This window comes from Peribacillus butanolivorans (genome assembly GCF_001273755.1).
GTDB classification, from domain to species: Bacteria; Bacillota; Bacilli; order Bacillales; family DSM-1321; genus Peribacillus; species Peribacillus butanolivorans.
On record NZ_LGYA01000001.1, the window covers coordinates 2,097,761 to 2,123,830 of the forward strand.

Sequence of the window (26,070 nt, forward strand, 5' to 3'; positions counted from 1 at the left end):
TTATTGGCGCATAGCGCATAGTCCTATTCTAGACAAAACCCTTAATAATGTTTATTGGCTCCATCATGGGTTAGTAAATCTATATGAACGATATACAAAACTACGTCAGACTTAAACTGAACCGCCGTATACCGAACGGTATGTACGGTGGTGTGAGAGATCGGAGGCTAGGCGCCTCCTCCTACTCGATTTCCTTAATAGCTAATTATTATTAATAATGTCCCCTTATAGCTAGGGACCTATGTTTAAGAGAAAAAATTTTTTTTAAGTATTATCAGGCAGCAACTTACGCATAATTAGAACTTGAAAATGACTCCAAAAAAATATAAATCTAAACATTATAACGTTATATTGATTAATCCAAAAAAATGTGATAATCTATTTTTGTTAAGTGAAATAAATAACTGCTTATAAGAGTTGTAAACGTATACAAAATCGCTATTTAACAATCTATAGGGCGTACCGAAAAGGATGAGTGAAATGACAGGTAGGTTCGTACTACAAAATGTAAAAATGGTAGAGGGAAATGCTGCAGATATCATATTGGAAAATAGAAAAATTGTAGAAATTGTTCCGCCCGGAACTGGAATCGGCGAAAAAGTAATGGACTACAAACACAAAGTATTTGTTTCCAGCGGCTGGATTGATATGCATGTACATGCCTTTCCCGAATTCGATCCGTATGGAGACGATGTTGACGAGATTGGTTATAAAACAGGTGTAACAACGATTATAGATGCTGGCAGTACTGGAGCAGACCGCTTACCAGACTTGGTTAGTAGTTGTAAAAATTCCAAAACGAATGTATTCGCCTTCCTAAATATTTCACGAATCGGATTGAAGCGAATCGATGAGTTATCAGATATATCTTGGCTAAACGAAGAAGAATTAAAAAAGGCCATTGCTGAAAATAGAGACTTTATCATAGGTCTTAAAGCAAGAATTAGTAAAAGTGTAGTTGGTACAAATGGTGTTGAACCATTAAAAATTGCTAGAAAATTTTCTGCAGATACTGATTTACCTCTTATGGTCCATATCGGTTCAGGACCACCTAATATAAACGAGGTCCTTGATTTACTTGAGGAAAAAGACATTATTACACATTACTTAAATGGGAAAGCCAATAATTTATTTGATGATAAAGGAAAGCCTCTACCTGAGTTCAGTCAGGCTATTGAACGGGGTGTTCATTTGGATGTTGGTCACGGAACTGCAAGTTTTTCTTTCCCAACAGCAGAAACTGCGAAAAAGTGTGGTGTCCACTTCAATACAATTAGTACGGATATATACCGGAGAAATCGATTGAATGGCCCTGTTTTTAGTATGGCAAATGTTCTTTCTAAATTTTTGTATTTGGGATATCCGCTAAAAGAGGTAATTGATGCGGTTACTATTAATGCAGCAGAGTGGTTAAAGAAACCAGAGCTGGGAAGGATTTCTGAGGGAGATATCGCGAACCTCACATTATTCTCAATTGAGAATGAATCGACCCCTTTACTGGATTCCGAGGGCGAAAAGCGAGTGGCAGAACAAAGAGTTGATGTAAAAGGAGTGGTTATAAATGGAGAATTCATTGAATGCTAAATATGGTTTGAAAAGAGTTATTAATGCAAGTGGAAGAATGAGCATATTAGGTGTTTCTGCACCTACAGATACCGTAATGGATGCCATGAAAACTGGTGGTCAAAATTACGTTGAAATCTCAGATTTGGTTGATAAGGCAGGACAACATATTGCGCAATTGCTTCAATCTGAAGCAGCGGTTGTCGTAAACTCAGCATCAAGCGGAATGGCCCTTTCAGTAGCCGCTATCGTAACGGAAGGAAACAGAAGGAAAAGCGAAAGACTTCATCAAGAACCTATTCAAAAGAATGAAGTCATAATGCTGAAAGGCCATAACGTTCAGTATGGGGCGCCGGTAGAAACCATGATTTACCTGGGTGGAGGAAAATTGGTTGAAGTAGGGTATGCAAATGAAGGGAAGGCAGAGCATATTGCGGATGCCATTAATGAAAATACAGCGGCCATTTTATTCGTAAAATCACATCATGCTGTTCAAAAAAATATGATTTCAGTTGAAGAAGCCTGGAAAGTGGCCAAAGCGAATAACGTACCACTAATCGTTGATGCTGCGGCGGAAGAAGATTTGAAAAAATATGTAAAGGTTTCGGATTTAGCCATTTATAGCGGATCTAAAGCGATTGAGGGTCCGACATCAGGTATCGTTGCTGGGAAGAAAAAATATATCGAATGGTTAAAGGTTCAATTACACTGTATCGGACGGAGTATGAAGGTCGGTAAGGAAACAACATTTGGATTGCTTCAGGCATTGGATGAGTATTTTATCAAAACAGACAATAGTGAAAAAGAAAAAGCTAGTTTACAAGTTCTCACATCACTTGAATCAATTGACGGTGTAAAAGTAGTGATTGTACAGGATGAAGCTGGACGAGCAATCTATAGAGCACGCATTCATATTAATCCTGTGATTACGGATACAACAGCGAAGGAAGTTAATGATAAGCTGAGAAATGGAGTTATTGCTATTTATACCCGTGATTACGGAGTTCGCCAGGGCTTTTTCGATATTGATCCACGACCATTGCAAGGTGATGATATATTCGTCATTGAAGCTCAATTAAAAGCCATCTTAGGAGGAAACAAAGAATGACTAACATAAACAAACGTTTTCTAAATAATCGTGTAGCTTTAAATGTTCTCGCTAATAGTGTAGAAAATGCAGTAGAAGTTTTTGAAGCTGCCGAAGGGCATGTATTAGTTGGGGTACTTTCGAAAGATTATCCTACTGTAGAGGCTAGTGTTACAGCTATGAAGGAATACGGGGTTGCTATTGATGAAGCTGTTTCGATTGGATTAGGTGCTGGAGATAATAAGCAGGCAGCCGTTGTTGCTGAAATTGCTAAATACTACCCTGGTAGTCATATTAATCAAGTCTTCCCTGCTGTAGCTGCGACAAGGGCCAATTTAGGAGAGAAAGATAGTTGGATAAATTCCCTGGTTTCCCCAACAGGTAAAGTAGGTTACGTTAATATCTCTACAGGCCCTGTAAGTGCTGAAGCTAGTGATCTTGCGATTGTACCTATCAAAGCTGCGATTGCTTTAGTCCGTGATATGGGAGGAAATGCATTGAAATACTTCCCGATGAAAGGGCTAAAGCATGAGGAAGAGTATCGTGCGGTTGCAAAAGCTTGTGGTGAAGAAGGGTTTGCTTTAGAACCAACTGGTGGTATTGATTTAAATAATTTTGAGACTATATTAGAAATCGCATTAGAAGCAAAAGTGTCTAAAGTTATTCCTCATATCTATTCTTCTATTATTAATAAAGAGACTGGAAAAACAAATGAGGAGGATGTACGGAAATTATTAGCCATAACAAAAAAATTGGTTGATAGACATGCGTAAGCAGATTGTAGCTTTCGGTGAAGTAATGATGCGTTTGCAGGTGCCAGGATATGAATTACTGACACAGGCTAACACCTTACAATACTCTTTTTCAGGCACAGGAGTTAACGTTGCTTCTGCGATGACAAAGCTTGGGCATGATGGATACCTTGTTACAAAACTACCTGATAATCCTCTAGGAGATGCAGCGATTTCTTCCTTGCAACGCTTAGGAATTAGCCGGAATTTCATTACTAGAGGCGGCAAATACTTGGGAATGTACTTTTTGGAAAATGGCTTTGGACAACGAACGAGCCGTGTCACCTACTCCAATCGTCTGGAAAGCAGCTTTAATACAGCGTCATTGTCTGATTATGATATTGAAGTGATTGCAGAAAATACAGATATCATCCACTTTTGTGGGATTACCCTTGCAATGGCGGATAATGTGCGTGAAAGTATGAAAGTGCTTGCTAGAAAAGTAAAAGAAAAAGGCGGAATAGTTTGTTTCGATTGTAATTACCGCCCCTCCTTATGGGAGGGTGGTTACAATAAAGCAAAATCTCATTATGAAGAAATGCTTGCGTTGTCTGATATTGTCATGATGAATGAAAAAGATGCCATATATATTTTAGGGATGGAGGCAGCGAGTACCTCAAGAGAAGAACAGCTTAGAGAGCTAATTCCTAAAGTTGCTAAAACCTTCAATATTCACTCGATAGCTGGCACTCATCGTTCGATTAATAGTGACAATACCCATTCTTTACGCGGGTACATGTATAAAGATCAAACGTTTTACTTTTCTGAAAACAACTCTTTTTCAGTATATGATAGAATTGGTGCAGGTGATGCTTATACCAGCGGGATCTTACATGGGGAATTGGCAGGCTTTTCACCTGAGAAAACAGTCCGGTTTGCAGCAGCAGCGGGAATGTTGGCATGCACGATTGTCGGGGATACCCCAATGTCAACGGAAAATGAGATACTGTCAGCTATGGCAGGGGAAATGGAAGATATAAAAAGATAAGGGTAGGAGATAAGGAATGAATGTGAATAGAAAAAAAGGACCATTGTATTTACAAATAAAAGAAATATTGAAGGATCGTATTTTACATGGTGTTTATGCTATCAACACAAACATTCCCTCCGAGCCTCAATTAGAAGAAGAATTTAATGTGAGTAAAATTACTATACGCAACGCAATTAAAGAACTTGTTCAAGAAGGTTATGTTGAAAAGAAAAGCGGTAAAGGAACAAAGGTAATCGCGAATGCTTCGATTGTGAGGCTTTCCAAAGGAAAACGCTTCACAGAGTTATTAGTTGAGGAAGGTCACTACATTATAAAAAAAGTGCTAAGCGTAAGGAAGATTGAATTATCTTCAGAGTCAGGCCTCTATCCTTTATTTGGAGAAAATTGCATTCAGATTGAGCGAATATACTTATTGGACAATGAACCGTATATTTACTTTACACATTATATTTTATTGGACATAAACGAAGAAGATTTAAAAGAAATTCAGATAAATTCATTGTATGGTTTTTTGGAAGATCAAAACATTAAACTTGAAACATTTAGAGACGAGTTTGCCGTTGCTATTCCTCCTAATCACATTTGTGAAACACTGAAAATGGAAAAAGATAGAGCAGTACTAAAGAGGATCCGGATTTCTAGTGATGGAGACGGTAATGTAATGGAATATAGTGAAGGGTATTACAATACGGCTAAACAGAACTATATTGTGACCTATAACGAGCCGATACAATAATTCTGTTTATTGTATGGGTTTGATTGTAAGCGATTTCTTAGGGATGGGGAGAATATATGGATCTATATTTATTAGGAATCACGCTGATAGCAATCGTAATTGTTATTTTGGGAGTATCATGGTGGAAATGGCATGCATTCATAAGCTTAACTGTAGCCAGTTTATTTTTAGCAGTTTTTTCAGGGTTGCCTATGGACAAGATTGTAGGTGCTTATGAAACGGGTGTCGGTGCTGTCCTCGGTCATCTTATTGGTATCTTGGCATTGGGTACAATCTTAGGAAAGATGATGTCGGACTCAGGAGCTGGTATGCAGGTAGCAGACTTCTTCATTAATAAATTCGGTGTGAAGAATCTACCATGGGCTATGCTTCTCTCTGGGTTCATTATCGGTATTCCGGTATTTTTTGAAGTTGGTTTAGTAATATTGCTACCTTTAGTCATTTCCATTCGTAAATCAACCAAAGTGAACATCTTATTAATTGGTATTCCAGTATTAGCTGGTTTATCGATTGTCCATGGTTTGGTACCCCCGCATCCGGGAGCCATGACGGCTATAGGCATTTATAATGCAAACATGGGACACGTATTACTTTATTCATTAATCATAGCATTCCCAACAGCTATAATTGCTGGTCCTTTATTCGCAAAATGGATTCATAAACGGGTTATTCCTGTGGGAGAACCGGAATTAATCCGAGTAGAAACAAAGTCAAGTGGTTTACCTGGGACTGGAGTTTCGTTCTTTATCATCCTTTTACCTGTATTATTAATGGTATTAACAGTAGTGGCACCGTATTTACCACTACCGGGTTATATTGAAAAATTCTTATTGTTTATCGGGAGCCCGGTCATAGCCTTATTAATTTCTTGTTTTGCAGCCTACTATTTCTTAGGATACCGACAAGGGATGGACAAATCGTTAATTAAAAAACTAACAGAAGAATGTTTATTGCCATTAGCTTCCATAATACTTATTATCGGTGCAGGTGGCGGATTCAAACAAATTTTAATTGATAGTGGAGTAGGGACTGCAATTGCTTCCATGTCTGAAGTAATATCATTATCACCAATTGTCTTAGCGTTCTTGGTGGCGGGATTAATTCGGATTGCCACTGGATCTGCAACAGTCGCTTTGACAACTGCAGCCGGAATTGTTTCTCCAGTTGTTGCCAATATGACGGGTGTTAACTTAGAATTACTTGTTATTGCCACAGGGGCTGGATCACTTATGTTTTCTCATGTTAATGACGCAGGTTTCTGGTTAGTAAAAGAATATCTTGGATTAACCGTAAAAGAAACGTTCAAAACATGGACAGTAATGGAAACCATTCTTTCTTTTGTAGCATTTGGTCTGGTTTTAATATTAGATATATTTATTTAAAGCCTATTAAAACTTAACCTCCGTGAAACGTCTAGTACAAGGACATATCACGGAGGTTTTTTGATGAAAATTTCGGATCTTTTATTGCTACTTTGCGAATTCGATTAATCCATGTTATAAGCTAAGGGCATTATAAATAACTGAAAACGTTTCTCGACTGGAAGTCTTAGCATTAGAAGTGGAAGTTACCTTTAGTTCAATTATTGATTTAGTGGAAAGGTTCATACAGAGTTAGTTTGTTTTGCCCCCCGAAAGTATAAATCCTGACAGAGACTTCTATATTGAAAAATTGACAACTTACCGCTCACATATTCATGCTGAATATAATCTAATAATTCATTTGCATGGCTAGGTTTTTGACGTTTTTCCTGAATATAATGGAGTATTAAAACTTCAATTGTCACACACTCACCTTACATTTCTTGATTAGTATTTTTTCATTAACAATATAACATGGGTAATTAAGGAATTATCATTTTTTGAATATTTTAACTATCGACATTTTTATACAAAAATATTCCCCATAAAATTATGGATTAAGAAGATATAGAGTTACTCTAAGTAGGGTAAGCAGTCTTTATTAAAAGATGATGATTTCGATTACTTTTTTCTTTTTGGAAGTGAAGTAGAGAAAGCAAACGGCTTATATTAACGAATTTTTTTTCCTTTACTTGGGCCATATTAACATCTTCCAACAGCAGCCTGGCAAGCGGTTTAGATGCAATGTCGGTTCAAACTCTGAGATTGTACTTTGAAGAGAAGTGCAAAAATTTGATTTGCTTTTCTAAAGCGTACTATCAACCTAACAATGAAAGCTGCCAAGGTACAAGAGTATGAAAACTCAAAGTACTAGGGCAGCTTCATGAAATAACAGAATAGGGATATTGGCGCAATTGCACATATTCCTGCTCAAGATAATAATATCCTTGATATATCAGGGTTTAGAAAATCTATGAAAGAGGTCGGAGACTAGGAGCCTCCGACCTCTTTTTATACCTGAATTTTTTGTGCAGACAAGGGTGTTAAATGAAGTTCAGCTGCTTCCTTCTTGATTGAGAATATATAAGCACCTAAACCTAAAATAGCTGCAAAAATCAGCATCGCAATTGATGTACTGAAGTCCCCGCCTGATAAGTCACGAAGCCAACCCATGATATAGCTTGAAAAGCCACCCATAATATTTGTAAATCCTAGCAGACCAGCTGCCCGGCCTGCTGTTTCGGGTGTTGAGTATTTTACCATGAGCATATTACTTAGATGGAACACACCGCCTTGGCATCCCATTGCCAGTCCCATACAAATCCCCGCTATAATTGGATTTGGGATGAAAACTGCTACTGTCAAAAAGACAGCAGTCATTGAAAATAAAATCGAGGCCATTAAACTTGGACGCCTCGTCTTGTCGGCCAGAAAACCGCAGGCTAGGACAAATCCTAAAGCAAATAACCAGGAGAGGGAAGTAATGCTTGACATCCCTTCTTTTTCGAATCCTTTAGCTTCGATAAGATAGGTAGGGAGCCAAATACTAATTCCGAAGAAAAGAAAAGAACATACAAGCATGCCAAACCAGACAATCCAGAAACGATAATCCTGAGTGAAACTCTTATTCAAAGAGGAGTCTCCTTCCTTTTCTTCATCATCGGATTGACGGATGAAAGCCAGTTCTTCTTTACTAATTCGCGGGTGCTCTTCTGGTGTATTTCTTGTCATAAATATAAACATTGGGATATTAATAAATAAGTTGAAGGCCGCAAGCATAAAGAAAGCAGCTTGCCAGTGGAGATAGGAAATAACAAGCACCAATACAATGGCTCCAATCGCCGGTCCTAAATAGTTTCCAGTAAGCCATGATGCCTGTGCACGTCCTAATTCGCGTTTGTTAAACCAGCTAGAAATGAATTTACCTGATACAGGAATCATCATCCCTTCGCCAAAACCAAGAATAACGCGGCTTACTAAAAACATTTCATATGAATTAGCGAGGCCTGACACAATCATGGTAAGTGTCCATACGAATAAACCGGCGATGGCTGTTTTTCGGGCACCTAATTTGTCAATGATGAAGCCCCAAAAAAGATTTGAAACTCCATAAGCAATGGTGAATACAAAAGAAAGAAGACCGATCTTTGCATTTTTGTCATCGCCTGTCATACCGAGTGCATTCAAGAATTCTGGATCTGTTTGAATGATGGAAATGCCAACCTTATCAATTTGTCCGAAAAACCAAAAGAAAAAAATTGGAACGGCAATATATAACCATCTTTTTTGCCCATTTAACATAATACCATCTCCTTGTCGATTTTTAAGCATGCTTAAAACACTTACCATCGAGTATAAGTGAATTACGGTTGCCCTAATCAAAGTAATTTTGTATATGTACTAGTTTTGATTTGCTCTTTAATGAGCTGTATCCCGCCTTTCTTCACAATACTGACTGATCGATATGCACTGGTGATGTTTTGCTAGGAAAACAAAGTTTTACTTTCTTAACGATAAAATAAATAGAATTGATTGTCAATTTAATATTTTAATAATTTTATATTTTTTGAATAAATAAACTTTTGTGATTTTAACATTTTTATAAAGATGCTTTTTTTATTTGAAAAAGTAAAAAGTCACGTGATTTGTAAACGGTTTATTTCCATGGGCACAATAAGTCTTTCTAATTTGTACTTGAAAGGATTGCAATTCTTGGACCGTGAGAATATAGGTAAGAAAACATCTATTGATGTAGGGGAAGAGTGCTTTCTTAGTCAACATGCAGAGGGAAACCTTCTGTTAAGGAAGAAGGTTGAAATCTTAAAAAGACCATAACAATTTAAGGGAAATCACTGAGGAAGATTTTAAGGGATTTATCGAAGTACATAAGAATTAACATCCTGAATGGAAGAAGTTACTTGCCCTGATATTAAGACTGCCAAACAAAAAAACTAGTATTGTCCATTTTTTTGGGTGATACAACAGAGACTAATTAGAAATGTGTACATGACTTTTTTGCGTCCAAAAAGGTTACTTAAACTTAAATCGAAAAATTCTGATTTATTCATATTGAATTTAAATTAAGAAAAATCTATAATTCATATATTAATAATGTTTTGTATATGAAATATTTATTGCTGGAAATGATTAGTTAAATAGTAGAAAATGTTACTAGATAATACTAAATCAACATTTTACCTTCAGTGTATTAAATTTATATTTTTAGTAAAGTTTGTATAGTTGACTGTAACTATGGGAATAAGATGTTCTTCCCTCATTTACGACAATAAAACTGGGCCCCCCCAATTAGTTTTATATACGGAAATATGTTTTAATTAAAAATATACATTTAAATCTATTTATAGTGAAAGTGAAAAGATTGTGAGGTTAAAGGATGCCAATTAGTCAATTAGAAGAATACTCGATTCATTATCGGGAATCTGGAGAAGGAAAAGCGCTTGTTATTCTACATGGGTTGGGAAATAACTCTCAATCTTGGGGACATCAACTCAGTCAGATGAAGGAAGAATTTAGAGTAATTGCTTGGGACGCACCTGGGTATGGTGAAAGTTCCGATCCAAAAGAAGAATTTCAAGAATTTTCCCAGTTTGCAGATGTATTGAAAGAATTCCTGGAGAGTCTAGGGCTACACTCAGTTTACCTACTCGGGCATTCAATGGGATCGGCAATTGCAATCGATTTTACGAACCGTTTTCCAGAAATGGTAGAGGCGCTGATTATATCAGATGCTACACGTGGAGCAGCCGGAGTAAGTCCGGAAGAAAATAAAAGAAAGCTTCAGAGTAGATTACACTCTATAAATACGTTAAAGCCTTGTGAGCTTGCGAAAAAAAGGGTGAAAGCGTTAGTGTCGCCAAATGCACCAGTTGAGGTAGTGAAAGAAGCAGAACGAATTATGTCGCAAGTGCGACCGCCTGGATACCGGTCTGTTTCCTACTCTTTATCTAATTTAAACCAAATGGAGATACTTTCTTCTATATCTGTTCCGACACTTGTTATGTGTGGAGAGCTGGATCAGGTCACACCGGTAAGTGAATCAAAGATTTTTCATGAATTGATTCCGAAATCCGAGTTTGCCATCGTTCCGAATACAGGTCATTTATGCTATCAAGAAGATCCAGAAGTGTTCAATAATTATGTCACTGAGTTTTTACAGAAACAACCGGTAGGTCAGAAATAGATGCTTACAAAAACAAAAAAGGAATTAAATAAAACAAGAAAATTTTCTAGGAAAACTGCAGAGAACGGTGGACATTTTACTGCATGTTCTTTCTAAGTTTCAGGTGATCTGTGATAAAGCTATGTTGAAGTCGGGAATTACATTTTTCTACTTTTTCTTAATCGATGAATGGTTGCATGAAGATAGATTTCTAGTTTGTCTCTATCTTTTTTTATTTCAGTGTAGAAAAGATTAAAATAGTTGAAGGTATCTCCTCTGCATAGTTTTTTGCGACACCGAAATGTATTGAATTTACAACGGGAGGAATACTTGAATGGCAAGCGAAGAGAAAGAGAAGTATAGTGCTAATTCATTAGTAAGAGGATTGGAAATCATTAAGCTTTTTAATGAATCACAGCCGAGTTTATCGCTTTCAGAAATAGCGAAACAACTGGGAGTAAGCAGAACGGTTCCATATCGTTTATTATTTACACTACAAAATATTGGGTACCTGTCTCAGGATGAACATACAAAACGTTATAGTTTAACGCCAAAAGTGCTTGAATTGGGTTTTAGTTATTTAAACAGCTTGAAATTCCAGGAAATTGTCCAACCCTATATGGAGACGCTGCGTGATGAAATCGGAGCATCTTGTCATTTGTCCATCTTGGATGGTCAGGAAGTGGTATATGTAGGTAGTGCCCCAATCAGAGGTGTATCAGCTGTCAATGTGAACATTGGTTTGCGACTACCAGCACACGCATTAGCCAATGGGAAATTACTGCTGGCTTATCAGCCAAAAGAAATTTTGATGCAAATGTTCCAAATCACTAACCTCACTCCTTATACAGACAAAACCCTTACAGCGCCGGGGGAATTCCAGAAGCAGTTGGAAACTATTCGGCAAAAAGGATATTCGATGACAAGCGGGGAGTTTCACCCTGGTATCCGTTCTGTAGCGGCGCCGATATTTGACCGGACTGGAAAAGTATTGGCTGCTTTGAATGTCGTGGCAACAGAATCTGCTTATCAGGAAGATTTTATCGATAAAATTGCCTTGCCGAAATTACTGGAAGTTTCTCAACAGCTATCCGTTTATATGGGATACAGTGGAGGAAATATGTTTCATCAAAAGGACGTCTAAAAAGCTGGATTTTTAATCTGAAAAATGAATAACCTTTTTCAAAAGTGTGGGTACTCAGTCTTTATGGGTATTCGCACTTTTTTGTCGTTTTAAAAAAGATATGAATTTTAGAGATCCAGCCTCCTGTTGAATAAGGCGCTTGAACATTTGTTCAACAAAGAGTTGTTTTGATTATAAGTAAAGTTTTAAATATTCTAAAAACTCATCTTGACAATGAAGGGTTTTCATTTTAGAATTAATTCATAGATAAAACAATGTTTTGCTTATGAAACAATATGAGATTTAGAAACAACAAATAAGGGAGGATTTTTAAAATGACAAATGAAACTTTTTCGGTGAAAGAATTTGAAAAAAAATATGTTGCACGCTTGGAAGACCGTACACTCGATTGGAACGTCTTAAAGTTCCAAGAGGAAATTGATCCAGCTTATAGACGTGCTCAAATGAGATATATTGGACGAGGTGCCACAGCGAATAATGATACAAATGTAATTGCAGGGGAACATTTTACACTAAGTACAATGGTGCTTCCACCGGGATGTGTCGGGCCGTTACATCTCCACGATGATGTTGAAGAAGTATTTTTCATTCTTGAGGGAGAAGTTACAGCCTTGATTCAAGAAGACAGCTACAGCGAAGTACATGAGATTAAATTGAGTGCAAGAGACTGCATAAGCAGCCCTCCGGGAGTGTATCGGGGAATTAGAAATGATGGGAAAGAAGAGGCGCGCATGCTGGTTATGCTTGGAGCGGTGAAGCCTAATTTGCCAACATATCCAGAAGGTAGCGAGCTTGAAGAATTACGAAAACAACGGTCAAAAGAAAGAGAAGCCATTATTAAAGACTGATCAACTAAAAGAAGAGGGGCACCTACATTATGAATAATAATGAGGCGCCCCTTTCGATTAGATTGTTAAAGGTGCGCAAGACAATCTATCAAAAAAGCAATCTATTTAATGGGAGGCATAAAAAGATGCTTGGAATTACTCATTTACGGCATATTAGTTTGATTACTCCGAACTTTGAAGAACAGGCTAAGTTTTATGAGAAGGTTTGGGGCTTGGATAGAGTGGATGTTCCAGAAGAAGAGAATACAGTATATTTTCGCGGGGCTGGGCCAGAACATCATATTTTAAGCCTTTACAAAGGAGCAAAGCGTGGTTTGCACCACATCTCATTTGGAATGGTCGATAAAAACGCAGTGGATCGTGCAGCTGAAATATTACAATCAAAAGGCGTGCGTATCATCGAGAAACCTGGGTATTTGGATGAAGCAGGTGCTGGTTATGGACTTCGGTTTATTGATCCTGAAAACCGTGTTATTGAGCTTTCAGCATGGGTGGAAGTTCAAACGTCAATTTGGAACAAGAAAAATGTAGATCCTGTGAAATTGAATCATGTTGTCATGAATACAAAAAACTTAGATATGATTGTAGAGTTTTATACAAATGTACTTGGTTTTAAAGTTACTGATTGGAGCGAGCACCAAATGTCTTTCTTAAGGTGCAACCGGAAACACCACTCCATAGCATTCAACCAAGATGAACATGCTTCAGTCAATCATATTGCTTATGAGGTTGATTCTGTCGATGAACTAATGCGTGGTATAAGTAACGTTCGAAAAGCAGGACTGTCAGAACTTTGGGGACCTGGACGTCATGGGCCAGGAGACAATATTTTCTGTTATTTCCAGGACCCAGGCGGTTTTGTTATGGAGTATACATGCTATCTCGAAACGATTGAAGATGAATCTGAGTGGAGAGCACGTGTATGGAAACGAGTACCTCACTTAATGGATCAATGGGGTATTGCAGGACCCCCGAAGCCTGAAGCCCGCAAAGCAATGGGGGGGGAACCGGATCTAGGCTGGGTGGATTCTAAAGTTGATGTTTCGTTAATGGGGGGGATTTGAGATCAAAGATAGAGTGGAAAAAGATATAATTCGCGGAATTCTTTACCTCCCATTGTCATCGGGCAAGACGTTATAGTTTCACTTGAGATGTAACATCTTGTTCTTTTTTAGCCCTATATCGTGTAAGAAAAACCTGTTATAAAAGGAGTGACGAGATGGATTTAGGCTTGAAAGGGAAAGTTGCTGTTATTATGGGAGGAACGTCTGGTGTTGGATTAAAAACAGCAGAAATGTTTCTAGGTGAAGGTGCAAAAGTAGCTATCTGCGGAAGAAGCAAAGATCGTATGGAAAATGCCCAAAGTCACTTGCTGTCATTTGGGGACAAAGAAGATATTTTTGCATCAACTTGTGATGTTACCTCTAAATCGGATGTGGATTCATTTATTAATGGCACTGCAGAAAAGTTTGGCGGGATCGATATATTGGTGAATGCAGCTGGACAAAGCGTGATGGGTTACTTTTTTGATATTACAGATGAACAGTGGCATGAACAAATTCAATTAAAGTTTTTTGCTATCATATATGCCGTTCGTGCTGCGCATCCACATCTAGTTAAAAGGGGTGGCGGGCGGATTATCAATATTAATGCAACGCTTGCAAAAGAACCTGAGCGTCACATGGTAGCGACGGCAGCAGCACGGGCGGGTCTTTTAAATTTAAGCAAGACGCTATCTCAGGAACTAGCCTTTGACAATATTTTGGTGAACTCAGTTAGTCTCGGATTGATACGGACTGATCAATGGGAGCGCAGAAGATTGAAAAACGCACCTGATATGGATCCGGAGGAATATTATGGCGATCTTGCGAAAAAACGGAATATTCCACTTGGCCGTGTAGGTGAGGCGGAAGAAGTCGCTAGTGTTATTGTATTTCTTGCTTCAGATAAAGCTAGTTATGTAGCTGGATCGACGATTGAAACTGCTGGAGCAATCGGTAAAGCGCTTTAATAATATTACTTAAAAAAGGTAGGATAACAATATGAAAAAACAAGAAGAAATAGAGTTTACGACCGCTGATTCCATCGTAAAAGAGCTAGTGCAAGCTGGCGTAGAAGCTGCTTTCGGGATTGTCAGTATTCATAATATGCCTATCTATGATGCGATTCTTAGAGAAGGAAGCATTAAACTCATCTGTTCACGTGGAGAGAGCGGTGCAGTCAATATGGCCGATGGTTATGCACGTGCGACTGGAAAACTAGGTGTAGTAATTACTAGTACAGGTACAGGAGCAGGAAATGCAGCAGGTTCATTAGTAGAAGCTTGGGCTGCAGGTGTTCCCCTTCTTCATCTTACCGGCGAAGTCGCTTCAACATATCTTGGTACAGGTAGAGGATACATACATGAATGTAAAGACCAGCTCTCGATGATGAGCGGTGCTTGTAAAAATGCTGTAAGGCTTAGAAATCCGGCACAATCGGCTGCAGTGGTAAGAAAGGCGATTCAAGAAGCGTTAACTGCGCCAACTGGACCAATTACATTGGAAATTCCAATTGACTATCAATCGGCAATTATTGAGGATATTTCTCTCGATGGAATACAAGTTGCAACATCTGAAAAACAATCAACGGCATTTATTCCTGAACAAGCCGTGGAAAAAATGGTTGAAGCGCGCCGTCCAGTGATTTGGGCCGGTGGTGGTGTCATAAGTGCTAATGCTTCGCAAGAGCTGCAAAAATTGGCGGAAATTCTTGGTGCGGCAGTTATAACAAGCCAATCAGGAAAAGGTTCGATTCCCGAAAACCACGAACAATGCATAGGACATTTCGCGGCTTATGAGTCCACAAAAGAGTTTTTGCAAAATGCGGATTTGTTAATCAGCGTAGGTGTTCGTTTTAGAGGGAATGAAACGTCCAACTGGAAAGTACCAGTACCTGAAGAGCATATTGCAATCGATGCAGATTTGCAGGCAATTAACCGTAACTATAAGTCGACAATAGGTTTGGTTGGCGATGCGAAAGATATGTTAGCAGCCCTCATTCAAAAGCTTGAAGAAAAATCAGTTTATGCAGATCCTTCTTATGTAAGTGAAGTCCGTTCACTTAGAAATGAAGTGCGCGCACAACTGCGTGCAACGCTTGGGCCGTATGAGCAATTTGTAGATGGCATGAGAGAAATTTTGCCGAATGATACCATTATTGTTCGAGATGTTACTGTTCAGGCAAACGTATGGGGCAGCCGTTTATTTGAAATTTATGAACCGAGAACCTCTATTCATGCATCTGGTGGCGGAATTGGTCAAGGCCTTCCAACAGCTATTGGCGCACAAATGGGCTGCCAAGATAAAACAGTTGTGCTGATGGCTGGAGACGGCGGTTTTATGGTTAATGTCGGGGAAATGGTTACTGCAGCTGAAGAAAATTTACCTGTTATCATAGTATTATTTGATGACTCAGGCTACGGTGTTCTCCGCAATATTCAAGAAGCTGCCTATGGGCGCCAGGTAGCAGTTGATTTATTGAGTCCAGATTTTGTGAAACTTGCTGAGTCCATGCACTTCGATGCTGTACGGATTGGTTCTGGAGATGAATTTGTAAGCGAACTGAAAAAAGCAAAAGAAAGACGTAAGCCTTCAATGATCGTTGTTGATATGGAAGCTGTGGGACCAATGGCAAAGCCGTTTGGTGGACCTCCAGGAGCAGCAGAAGCATTTAAACCCAAAAAACTTTAATGGAGGATTGAGAATGATTTCGACATATCCGGTTGTTTCAGGTAAATACCTTATTAATGGAGAATGGAAAGAAATACCAGAAACAGTTGATGTAATCAATCCCGCAAACACGTCAGAAGTAGTCGGCCAAGTGGCAATTTGTTCTGAGGAAATCGTAAATGAAACGATAGAAGTGGCAGTGAAAGCTTATGAAACCTGGTCTCGCTCTGATGTAAAGGACCGGGCTGCCCGGATGAATACAGCGGCAGAGGAACTGGCTAAAATAATTGAGGAAAATGTCACAGTTTTTGTTCGAGAAAATGGAAAAACGCTTGTTGAAGCTAAAAAGGATTTACTACGTTGTGTTGAGGTCATGAAGGGCTGTGCAACAGAGGTACTTAACTGGTGGCAACCAGAAGTGCTCCCAGGAAATCAAAATGTACAAGTCAGAAGAAGAGCGAGAGGTGTCACGGCAATTATCACACCGTGGAACTCTCCGATGATTTTGACATTTAAACGAGTAATACCAGCAATTTTAGCAGGCAATACTGTTGTTGTGAAACCTGCTACAAATTGTCCGTTAACGATAATGACTTGTTTAAAAGTGGTAGCTGAACATTTTCCGCCAGGAGTCATTAATATTGTGTCTGGTTCAGGAAAAGCAATCGGAGACACACTTTGCTCTGATTCTCGTGTGCGTACCGTTGCTTTTGTCGGCAGTACAGAAACTGGAAAAGAAATTATGAAGAAATCAGCAGGAAATCTACAAAAAGTTTATATGGAACTTGGAGGTAATGATCCTGCTATTATTTTGGAAGATGCCAACATGGATGAAGCAGCAATCAAACGTTTGAGAATGGGTATTTTACGAGCTGCAGGCCAAGTATGCTCTGCTGTTAAACGAGTGTATGTCCATGAATCACGCTTTGACGAAGTTGTGAAAAAATTAACCAAAGAGTTTGGCCGAGTCGTGGTTGGTGATGGCATTCAGCCGGATGTAACAATGGGGCCATTGAATAATAAAACACAGTTTGACTATGTGAATGAGTTGATCGAACGTACGGCTAAGTCTGGTGGAAAAGTAGTCACTACTGGGATTCAACTTAATCCAGAAACATGGGATCAAGGTTATTATATGCTTCCTTCTATTATTACAGGAGTCGATCAGCAAAGCGAAGTGGTCCGGGTCGAGCAATTTGGACCAGTCATCCCTATTTTGCCTTTCTCTAATGTTGATGAAGCGGTAAGGTTAGCGAATGATAGTGAATTTGGTTTGCGTGCGTCTGTTTGGACTGTGAATGAACAATTAGCTATAGAGATGGCCGATCGTCTCGAAGCAGGAGCGGTTTTCCATAATAACCATACCGTTTTCAGCGAATTGGCCCTCGATTTTCCTGGTTTAAAAGAAAGTGGTGTTTCCCGCGAAACGAGACATTGTGGACTTGAATTCTTTGCAGACTCTTATGGGTTTGCTGATTGAGGAAGGATGAAATTATATGAAACTAGGGCTAATTGGATGCGGTAATATCGGGAAATTTCTGCTTCAGGCAATAAATAAAGACGGACTTCTTCCAGGAGGGAAAATCGTTTCGATTTATGCACGCCGTGAAGAAATAGCAACTCAACTAGTTGAAGAATTTGGGACACAGTCGTATAGTGATGTTGACTCTCTCCTTAATTCAGATGTGGATTTAGTCATAGAAGCAGCGACAATTGAAGCTGCTGAAGAGTACGCATTGAAAGTGATAAAAAGCGGAAAAAATCTATTATTAAGCAGCATAGGTGTAATGGCCGATGCTGCTTATGAAGACAATATTAAACGCCTCTGTCGAAAAAATAACGTTAATATTTTCCTCCCGTCCGGTGCAATCGGAGGTCTCGATGTACTTAAATCGGCAAAAGCAGTTAATGGACTTGAATCCGTATGTATTACCACGAGAAAACCGCCTAGCGCGTTGCCTGCAGGTTCTTCATTAGAAGAAGAAACAGTATTATTCGAAGGTTCTGCTGCGGAAGCAATTAAGCAGTTTCCGAGAAATATTAATGTTGCTATTGTATTGTCTTTGGCTGGTCTCGGGTCTGAAAAGACGAGAGTGAAAATCATTGCCGATCCATATGTATTGAAAAATATTCACCTTATTGAAGCGTCAGGTTCATTCGGAAAACTTAAACTTGAAATAGAAAATGATCCAATGCCAAACAATCCGAAAACGAGTTACTTAGCTGCGTTAAGTGTATTGGCTACTCTGCAAAACAAAGAAAAGAGTGTTCAAATTGGGTAATAATTGATTTAAGTCATGTCATGTTCATAGAGGGGAGACTACAAGTATGCTTAAAACTGATAAATCCATAGAAGAAATGTCGAAACAGCAAGTTGTTAGCTATTTGAACGAAACGGTCAAACCAGAGGAAGGAGTAATACCTGCTTACCTCCTAGGCAATCAAACGGTTTACGATATAGAACATGAAAAAGTATTTTTGAAAACATGGGTCTTTGTCGGTCATGAATCTGAAGTCCCGAACAAAGGAGACTACATGACACGTGACCTCGCCGGATATTCGCTCATTATTACACGTGATAATGAAGGGGGAATTCGTGCTTTTTATAATATGTGTACCCATCGTGGAATGAAACTTTGTCGGGCTGACAAAGGTAACAAGACTTTATTTACGTGTCCATATCATGGATTTAACTTTAAAAACACAGGAGAGCTTGTGGGTGTGCCACTTCAAAAAGATATTTATGGCGGGACGCTTGATCGTTCACAAATGGGGCTTCACCAAGTGAAGCTTGAATCCTATAAAGGTCTTTTATTTGGAACATGGAATGAAGATGTAGAGCCGCTTGAAGAGTTTCTAGGTGATATAAAATGGTATTTAGATATCCTTGTAGGACGGGCAGAAATGGAAGTAATCGGGGTCCCTCAACGATTTGTTGTTAGTTCTAACTGGAAAGTAGGTTCTGATAACTTTGTTGGTGATTCCTATCATACGATGGTCACACATGGTTCAATTGCAAAACTAGGCATGGTACCCAATGCAACGTATTCAAAGCGTGGTTTTCAAATTCATACGGAAAACGGACATGGACTAAACTTAGGAACACCTAACCCTGATTTTGCTTTCCCGGAAGAATTGAAAAATGAATTTAAAAGTAATTTGTCAGAAGAACAATATGAAGTGTTATCAAACTTAAAAAATATGATTGGAAACGTTTTCCCGAACTTATCATTTTTAATTTCTCATACAAAAATTAAAGACCAGTTTATCTCTAACACTTCAATTAGAATGTGGCGGCCAATTGGTCACAATAAGATGGAAGTAATCGCTTGGATGCTCGTTGAAAAAAACGCCTCTCAAGATTGGAAAGATCGTTCAAGAGATTCGTTTATCTTGACGTTTAGCCCATCTGGCATTTTTGAGCAAGATGACACGGAAGTATTTACGGACATTACTGAAGCCGCCCAGGGTCCGATGCCTTTTCTAAAGAATTTAACTTACAATTATACAATGGGTCTTCATCGCGAACCTGTTGATTTTATCGGACCAGGTGTTGCTTACGATGATAAATTTACAGAAGCAAGTCAACGGAATTTTTATAAATACTGGTTGGAATTAATGACGAAATGATAAGCGGGAGGGGGAAGAAAAATGAAAGTGGAAGAAATGCTTGTTAAATGTGAATTTGAACAGTGGTTGTATGATGAAGCACAATTACTTGATGATATTGAATTTGATGAATGGTTCGATCTAATGCATTCGAGTTTGTGTTATCAAATGCCTGTACGTGTCAATAAGGATGGAGTTGAACGTCCGGATTATTCAACTAAAATGTTTACATTTAATGATGATATTGAATTACTTAAGCTCCGCGTAGATCGTTTGAAAACGGATTATGCATGGGCGGAAATTCCTCCTTCCAGAACGCGGCGTTTTGTCAGCAACGTGCGTGTTAAAGACTTTGTTGAAGGTGAAAAGGCAGTCGTTAAGAGCTATCTACTTATCTATCGAAGCCGTAGCACGGATATTCAACACGATTTGATTTCGGGGGAACGAAATGATGAATTCATATTCGAAGATGGTAAATGGAAACTTTCCAAACGGATATTCATTGTTGATCAAACAACAATAAATACAAGGAACCTCGCTATCTTCGTATAACAGTAAGTATCGTAAAAAAGATAACAAGGAGGTTGGTTACAATGGCTATGGCCTTAAAAGATAAAGTAGTGTTGATTACTGGTGGTAATTCGGGTATAGGAGAAGCTGTCACTCGACGTTTTATACAAGAAGGGGCAAAAGTCAGCATTATCGGCCGCTCTGTAGAAACGCTAAAGAAAATGAAAGAGGAATTTGGTGAAGAAATTCTCATTAACCAAGGAGATGTAAGTAAATACGAAGACAATGAGAAGGCTGTACAGGCCACTGTTAAGCAATTTGGGAAGTTAGATGTTCTCGTCGCTAATGCAGGAGTCTTCGATGGATTTGCTAAATTTGCCGACGTAACTCCTGATGCACTTTCCGAAGCATATGATTTCCTGCTCAATATTAACGTTAAAGGCTCTTTCTTCGGTGCGAAAGCAGCACTTGAAGAACTGCAGAAATCTAATGGCAATATTATTTTTACTGTATCTGGTGCAAGTTTCTATCCTGATGGCGGTGGCGTTTGGTACACAGCAAGCAAGCACGCTCAAATCGGATTAATGCGCCAACTTGCATTCGAACTCGCTCCAAATATTCGGGTAAATGCTGTAGCGCCTGGTGGCACACTGACAGCATTATCGGTCATTCCACCTCTGCGCCCATTTGTTAAAGTCGTGGATAATGATACGAAAGCAAGTAGCATTAAAAAAAGAAACCCACTTCAACTTGCCCAGTTGCCAGAAGATCACGTTGCTGCGTATGTACTGTTAGCTTCTGACGAAGCGCGCGCGATTACCGGTGAAGTCATTTCTAGTGATGGTGGATTGTCAGTGCGGGGACTTGGCTGAATGAGGTTTATAAACATGACTGAATCACTATTAGGCAATAGAAATATTAATCAGCTTGCATTTGTTGTAAAAGATATTGAATCTGCTAATGTAGCTTTTACAAAATTGTTAGGCATTAAGAAGGTTGAACCATTTCTAACTGGTGACAGTACTGTTTCGAAAGTGATTTTTAAAGGTGAACCTACAGATTTAAAATCTAAACTGGCTTTTCTTAATACACCAACCGTCCAATTCGAACTCATAGAACCGGATAAAAATCCAGGAACAATGCGTGAGTTTTTGGATACAGTAGGTGAAGGAATTCATCATATTGCTTTTGATGTTGACTCTATCCAAAAGAGGCTTCCTGTGATGGAGAAAAGTGGATACCCAGTATTGCAAACAGGTGAATTTACCTCGAGTGACGGCCGGTACGTGTATGTAGATACACTAGATGATCATAAAACGTTAGTTGAACTGCTTGAGAGTGCAGAACCGAGGCAAACAGTGTGGGAAAAACCTGAAGATGACAGTGTTCAGCCGCTTTTAGGGACTAACAAAGTAGAACAGCTTGCAATTGTTGTTAAAGACCTTGATGCGGCTGCGGATGCCTACTGTAGATTGCTAGATATGGAAAAACCGTCGATCATTCACTCTGGTTCCCCTTAGGTAACAAATGTAATTTACAAAGGGAAGCCTACTGAAGGTAAATCGAGATATATGTTTTTCAATACGCCATTAATTCAAATAGAATTGATTGAGCCGGGAGATTCTCCGAGTACTTGGAAGCATCATCTTGAAACGTATGGGGAAGGAGTTCAGCATATCTCGTTTGTCGTTAAAGATATGGATGAGAAAATGAAGATGTTGGAAAAAATGGGTTATTCGGTCATTCAAACAGGTAACTTTTATAACGGAAAAGGACGATATGTATATATGGACACGACATCGACATATAAAGTGATTATTGAATTGCTAGAACGTTTTGATACGTAAACGAATGTCATTCAATTACCAGCTAAAATATGTGTTCATATTAAAGTGTCTGAACACTTAGGACTTACATAATGAGTAATTATCAATACTCAGTGAAGCATTAATTTGGAAACATAGAAAATCTGAACAAGAATGAGTAAATAGAAAAAGCATAGGAAATAGCCAGATTTCTACAACCAGATTTGTATGAGCCCTGGGTAGAAACTGGACCTTAGAAAGGAGAGAAAACGAGGGGAAATGGCTAATTATACGATTGTTGATAAAGAAACTTGTATTGCTTGTGGAGCATGTGGAGCTACAGCTCCTGAAATTTATGATTACGATGAAGAAGGTATTGCGTTTGTTACATTAGATAATAATGAAGGAACAGTCGTCATACCTGATGAATTAGAGGAGGATGTGCTTGATGCTTTAGAAGGATGTCCAACCGAATCTATAAAAATAGCCCAAGCTTCTTTTGATGGTAATCCTTTTAAACTAGAGATATCTAAGAATGGTCTCAACTAGTACCAGGTTTTATATGATTCCTTAGAATCATGTTATTTTTTAGTAAGGAAAGTAAAGTCGCTAGTTTGACATCATTTATTATTGCTACATTGAAAAGCATAAGCCGGATATTTAACATTTTTGACTCCTTGTATTTTGTTATCACTTGTCAGGTAAATGAGGAAATATCTCTAGAAACACATGGCAAGTCCGCCCTTCAAGATCTATAGATACATGACCAAAATGGAAGAACGATTAATTCTAATAGGGTAAATTCGAGGTGATTACTGATGATAGAAGAAAAGAAGATTGATGATATTACAATTATTGGTGGCGGTCCAGTTGGTTTATTTACAGCATTCTATGGTGGAATGAGGCAAGCAAAGGTGAAAATCATAGAGAGTCTTCCTCAATTGGGAGGTCAACTCACCGCTCTTTATCCTGAGAAATTCATTTATGATATAGCTGGATTTCCAAAAGTACGGGCACAAGAATTGGTAGAGAATTTAAAAGAACAAATGAAGGTATTCGAACCGACGATTTGTCTTGACGAAGCGGTTAAACTGATTGAAAAGCTAGAAGATGGGACATTTAAAATCACTACAAACCTAGATACTCATTTTTCTAAATCAGTTATTATTACTGCAGGGAATGGAGCTTTTCAGCCTCGAAAATTAGAACTAGAAGATGCGGCACAGTTTGAAAACAAGAATTTACATTATTTTGTGAATGACATGACTCGATTCAAAGGAAGAAAAGTAGCGATTCTAGGCGGTGGAGATTCGGCTCTTGATTGGGCACTTATGCTTGAGCCTATTGCTGAAAAAGTAACATTGATACATCGAAGAGATAAATTTCGTGCTCATGAACATAGTGTAAACCAATTGATGAATTCGTCTGTTGAAGTCAAAACACCTTATGTTCCTTCAGAGCTGGTAGGAGCAGATCAAATCACTAAAATTGTCTTAGAACAGGCTAAGACTCAACAAAAAGAACTAGTTGACATAGATGACCTAATTGTTAACTATGGTTTTATTTCCTCTCTTGGCCCAATTAAAGAGTGGGGTCTAAAACTTGAGAAAAATTCAATTATAGTTAATTCCAAGAAAGAAACAAATATTTCAGGCATATACGCTGCCGGGGATATTTGTACGTATGAAGGAAAGGTTAAATTAATTACAACAGGATTTGGTGAAGGTCCTACTTCAGTCAATAATGCTAAAGCCTATATTGATCCTAAAGCCAAAGTTCAGCCAATGCATAGTACTTCCTTATTCGCATGATTTGCTAGTAGTGCATTAAATTGTAGTCTTAAAAGTGATTTTCAAGGGTAATGGTAAGGTAGTATTTTTTGACCATACCCTTGAATGTTTTCCTGTTCCAATTTTCTCAATGCTTCACGAACCGGTGTACGGCTACAGTTAAATTGTTGGGCGATATCATCTTTCGTTAAACGATCCCCAGGTAAAAATACCCCTTCTATAATTGCATTCTTAACAACGTAAAATATTGCTTCCCTTAAGGGTTTAGATGAATAATATTCAATTTGCTCTTTAATATACTGATAATGATTTGCTTCTATGGTGCTCCCTTCGAATATACAATTAATATACATGTAGCTTCTGGTATAAGTTACTATAATCAAATGCCGATACGTATATTTGGGCACCCAGAGCCTTCTTGTTTCTAGGAATCGCATCATAATGTTGTTTTTTTGTCTCTGAATTCTTTTCTTCTTTTTCATTATGGAGGTCCTTCAGGAAAAAATGGTATTTTTCCTTTAATTATTCACAAAATATAATAGCTACACAAAATAATGTAAAAAAAGACAATATGAACATGGAGAGTGATTAGTAATGGAAGAAATATGCGAAGAAAGATTTTGTGAAACTTGTAAAAAAGAGACAGTTCATACAGTAAGAGAAGATGCATTAGAAATAGAATATATCTGCAATGAATGTAGTCAGCACCAAGAGATTTTTAAGACGTTTTTTTAGAAATTATTCCAATTTAAATTTGAAAAGAATTTGAGAATTTCTTAAATTTTTAGGCACTCTCAATCATAACTTTAAGATTAAATAGTATGAATTTGTTTTGTACCTATGAAATTGAAATCTGAGTGAGTGGTTAATGGCTACTAACTCTTTTTTTCTTTCTTTTTTTGTTTGGATATGACCTACCATTTTTAATGTCAATAAAAAATAACACCTTATTTATTATTTGTTTCCTTCGTAGGATAAAGAAAACCCAGGTAAAGGGCGCTTTATTACGTGTCCTTTATCCGGGTTATAGTCCTCTGGTAGGAGCTCTTTTCTTTTTATTGAGCTGTATAACCACCATCCAACACAACAGCCTGGCCGGTGATGCCTCGGGCTTTGTCACTTGCGAGGAAAATGGCATAGTCGGCGATTTCGCTTACGTCGAGTAAGCGGTTTTGTGGGACGAGCGGATAGATAACTTCTTCCAAAACGCTTTCTAGTGGCACTTGTCTTGTTCTTGCTAGATCTTCCAGTTGGCCGCGTACGAGAGGTGTGTCCACGTATCCTGGGCAAAGGGCGTTTACTGTAATTCCCGAAGATGCGCTTTCAAGGGCGGCGACTTTCGTCAATCCAATTACACCGTGTTTTGCACTATTGTACGCTGCTTTATTAGCAAATCCAATCAGTCCATTAATGGAAGAGATATTAATGATTCTGCCGAATCCTTGTTCTTTCATAATAGGCAAAACGTTTTTAATTGCTATAAATGGAGCGGTTAGCATAATTTTGATCATCTGTTCGAATTTTTCAGTTGGGAACTCTTCAATCGGAGCAACATGCTGAAGGCCAGCGTTATTAATGAAAATATCAATTCGGCCATATTTCCTTTTGGTCTGTTTGATTAGTTGAATAATATCTTCTTCTTTTGTTACGTCTGCTTTAAAGCCGGTGACTTCCAAGCCTTTGTTTCTTAAATCTAGAGCTGCATCTTCAACTGTAATTTGATTAAGGTCTGAAAGAACGACCTTTGCTCCATTTTCAGCAAAGATCTTTCCAATTTCAAAACCGATTCCTCTAGCAGACCCCGTAATGATCGCCACTTTATCTTTAACCATATTACATTCCTCCAAAAAAAATGTAACGGTCAAAATCTGTCAAAAAGTTTAGTTTGATATATAGGGAATATTCATATGAAAGCAAATTTAAAATATCAAGGGAAGGTAATAAA

General features: G+C 38.3%; 25 protein-coding genes. 21 read left to right on the plus strand and 4 right to left on the minus strand.

Going from position 1 to position 26,070, the window contains the following annotated elements:
• The first annotated feature begins 480 nt into the window (after window positions 1–480).
• Genes AKG34_RS09815 through AKG34_RS09840 form a run of 6 tightly spaced genes read left to right on the plus strand, consistent with a single transcriptional unit; the run spans window position 481 to window position 6,550 of the window.
• Complete coding sequence (locus AKG34_RS09815; RefSeq protein ID WP_053345914.1) at window positions 481–1,584, plus strand: amidohydrolase/deacetylase family metallohydrolase; 1,104 nt, start codon at window positions 481–483, stop codon at window positions 1,582–1,584.
• Window positions 1,562–2,671 carry a DgaE family pyridoxal phosphate-dependent ammonia lyase gene (locus AKG34_RS09820; protein WP_053345915.1) on the plus strand — a complete coding sequence of 370 codons (1,110 nt, stop codon included), beginning with the start codon at window positions 1,562–1,564 and terminating at the stop codon, window positions 2,669–2,671. Before AKG34_RS09815 ends, AKG34_RS09820 begins: the two co-directional genes overlap by 23 nt.
• Window positions 2,668–3,423 carry a 2-dehydro-3-deoxy-phosphogluconate aldolase gene (gene dagF / locus AKG34_RS09825; protein WP_053345916.1) on the plus strand — a complete coding sequence of 252 codons (756 nt, stop codon included), beginning with the start codon at window positions 2,668–2,670 and terminating at the stop codon, window positions 3,421–3,423. The genes AKG34_RS09820 and dagF overlap by 4 nt, the downstream gene beginning before the upstream one ends.
• On the plus strand, window positions 3,416–4,429 hold the full coding sequence (locus tag AKG34_RS09830; RefSeq protein WP_053345917.1) for a sugar kinase: 1,014 nt from the start codon (window positions 3,416–3,418) through the stop codon (window positions 4,427–4,429). The genes dagF and AKG34_RS09830 overlap by 8 nt, the downstream gene beginning before the upstream one ends.
• Before the next feature lie 16 nt (window positions 4,430–4,445).
• Window positions 4,446–5,168 carry a GntR family transcriptional regulator gene (locus AKG34_RS09835; protein WP_053345918.1) on the plus strand — a complete coding sequence of 241 codons (723 nt, stop codon included), beginning with the start codon at window positions 4,446–4,448 and terminating at the stop codon, window positions 5,166–5,168.
• Between the two features lie 56 nt (window positions 5,169–5,224).
• Complete coding sequence (locus AKG34_RS09840) at window positions 5,225–6,550, plus strand: GntT/GntP/DsdX family permease (protein WP_053345919.1); 1,326 nt, start codon at window positions 5,225–5,227, stop codon at window positions 6,548–6,550.
• 221 nt (window positions 6,551–6,771) lie between these two features.
• Here AKG34_RS09840 and yppF read toward each other — a convergent pair whose 3' ends face one another.
• Both yppF and AKG34_RS09845 read right to left on the minus strand, forming a co-directional pair.
• The gene (gene yppF / locus AKG34_RS26790) at window positions 6,772–6,954 is read right to left on the minus strand and encodes a YppF family protein (protein WP_083450737.1); all 183 of its coding nucleotides are present in this window, start codon (window positions 6,952–6,954) and stop codon (window positions 6,772–6,774) included.
• 586 nt (window positions 6,955–7,540) lie between these two features.
• Window positions 7,541–8,830: an MFS transporter gene (locus AKG34_RS09845; protein ID WP_053345920.1), complete on the minus strand. Its 1,290-nt coding sequence runs from the start codon at window positions 8,828–8,830 to the stop codon at window positions 7,541–7,543.
• Window positions 8,831–9,923: 1,093 nt separating this feature from the next.
• Between AKG34_RS09845 and AKG34_RS09850 the strand changes: the two genes are divergently transcribed.
• From AKG34_RS09850 to AKG34_RS09915, 15 genes are all read left to right on the plus strand, one after another.
• Complete coding sequence (locus tag AKG34_RS09850) at window positions 9,924–10,730, plus strand: alpha/beta fold hydrolase (protein ID WP_053345921.1); 807 nt, start codon at window positions 9,924–9,926, stop codon at window positions 10,728–10,730.
• Window positions 10,731–11,043: 313 nt separating this feature from the next.
• Window positions 11,044–11,853 (plus strand): IclR family transcriptional regulator, encoded by an 810-nt coding sequence (locus AKG34_RS09855; RefSeq protein ID WP_053345922.1) that lies wholly within the window; start codon window positions 11,044–11,046, stop codon window positions 11,851–11,853.
• 314 nt (window positions 11,854–12,167) lie between these two features.
• Window positions 12,168–12,701 (plus strand): cupin domain-containing protein, encoded by a 534-nt coding sequence (locus tag AKG34_RS09860; protein WP_053345923.1) that lies wholly within the window; start codon window positions 12,168–12,170, stop codon window positions 12,699–12,701.
• Window positions 12,702–12,730: 29 nt separating this feature from the next.
• Window positions 12,731–13,765, plus strand: coding sequence for a VOC family protein (locus tag AKG34_RS09865; RefSeq protein WP_236694908.1), 1,035 nt, complete (start codon window positions 12,731–12,733; stop codon window positions 13,763–13,765).
• 155 nt (window positions 13,766–13,920) lie between these two features.
• Window positions 13,921–14,712 carry an SDR family oxidoreductase gene (locus AKG34_RS09870; protein ID WP_053345925.1) on the plus strand — a complete coding sequence of 264 codons (792 nt, stop codon included), beginning with the start codon at window positions 13,921–13,923 and terminating at the stop codon, window positions 14,710–14,712.
• A gap of 31 nt (window positions 14,713–14,743) precedes the next feature.
• The gene (locus AKG34_RS09875; protein ID WP_053345926.1) at window positions 14,744–16,432 is read left to right on the plus strand and encodes a thiamine pyrophosphate-binding protein; all 1,689 of its coding nucleotides are present in this window, start codon (window positions 14,744–14,746) and stop codon (window positions 16,430–16,432) included.
• Window positions 16,433–16,445: 13 nt separating this feature from the next.
• Window positions 16,446–17,891 carry an aldehyde dehydrogenase family protein gene (locus AKG34_RS09880; protein WP_053345927.1) on the plus strand — a complete coding sequence of 482 codons (1,446 nt, stop codon included), beginning with the start codon at window positions 16,446–16,448 and terminating at the stop codon, window positions 17,889–17,891.
• A 16-nt stretch (window positions 17,892–17,907) separates the two neighbouring features.
• Complete coding sequence (gene nadX / locus AKG34_RS09885) at window positions 17,908–18,693, plus strand: aspartate dehydrogenase (protein WP_053345928.1); 786 nt, start codon at window positions 17,908–17,910, stop codon at window positions 18,691–18,693.
• Window positions 18,694–18,739: 46 nt separating this feature from the next.
• Entirely contained in the window at window positions 18,740–20,041 is a 1,302-nt protein-coding gene (locus AKG34_RS09890) for an aromatic ring-hydroxylating oxygenase subunit alpha (RefSeq protein ID WP_053345929.1), read from the plus strand.
• Window positions 20,042–20,062: 21 nt separating this feature from the next.
• Complete coding sequence (locus AKG34_RS09895) at window positions 20,063–20,572, plus strand: aromatic-ring-hydroxylating dioxygenase subunit beta (protein WP_053345930.1); 510 nt, start codon at window positions 20,063–20,065, stop codon at window positions 20,570–20,572.
• Window positions 20,573–20,613: 41 nt separating this feature from the next.
• On the plus strand, window positions 20,614–21,402 hold the full coding sequence (locus tag AKG34_RS09900) for an SDR family NAD(P)-dependent oxidoreductase (protein ID WP_236694909.1): 789 nt from the start codon (window positions 20,614–20,616) through the stop codon (window positions 21,400–21,402).
• Between the two features lie 15 nt (window positions 21,403–21,417).
• On the plus strand, window positions 21,418–22,050 hold the full coding sequence (locus tag AKG34_RS09905; protein WP_236694910.1) for a VOC family protein: 633 nt from the start codon (window positions 21,418–21,420) through the stop codon (window positions 22,048–22,050).
• Between the two features lie 51 nt (window positions 22,051–22,101).
• The gene (locus tag AKG34_RS28730; RefSeq protein ID WP_236694911.1) at window positions 22,102–22,377 is read left to right on the plus strand and encodes a VOC family protein; all 276 of its coding nucleotides are present in this window, start codon (window positions 22,102–22,104) and stop codon (window positions 22,375–22,377) included.
• A 237-nt stretch (window positions 22,378–22,614) separates the two neighbouring features.
• On the plus strand, window positions 22,615–22,884 hold the full coding sequence (locus tag AKG34_RS09910; protein ID WP_053345931.1) for a ferredoxin: 270 nt from the start codon (window positions 22,615–22,617) through the stop codon (window positions 22,882–22,884).
• Window positions 22,885–23,153: 269 nt separating this feature from the next.
• Window positions 23,154–24,146, plus strand: a complete 993-nt coding sequence (locus AKG34_RS09915) for an NAD(P)/FAD-dependent oxidoreductase (RefSeq protein WP_053345932.1) — start codon at window positions 23,154–23,156, stop codon at window positions 24,144–24,146.
• A 41-nt stretch (window positions 24,147–24,187) separates the two neighbouring features.
• On the opposite strand, the gene AKG34_RS09920 is transcribed toward AKG34_RS09915, so the two are convergent.
• Complete coding sequence (locus AKG34_RS09920) at window positions 24,188–24,607, minus strand: GntR family transcriptional regulator (RefSeq protein WP_053345933.1); 420 nt, start codon at window positions 24,605–24,607, stop codon at window positions 24,188–24,190.
• A 573-nt stretch (window positions 24,608–25,180) separates the two neighbouring features.
• Window positions 25,181–25,957 (minus strand): 3-hydroxybutyrate dehydrogenase, encoded by a 777-nt coding sequence (locus AKG34_RS09925; protein ID WP_053345934.1) that lies wholly within the window; start codon window positions 25,955–25,957, stop codon window positions 25,181–25,183.
• Between the last annotated feature and the right edge of the window lie 113 nt (window positions 25,958–26,070).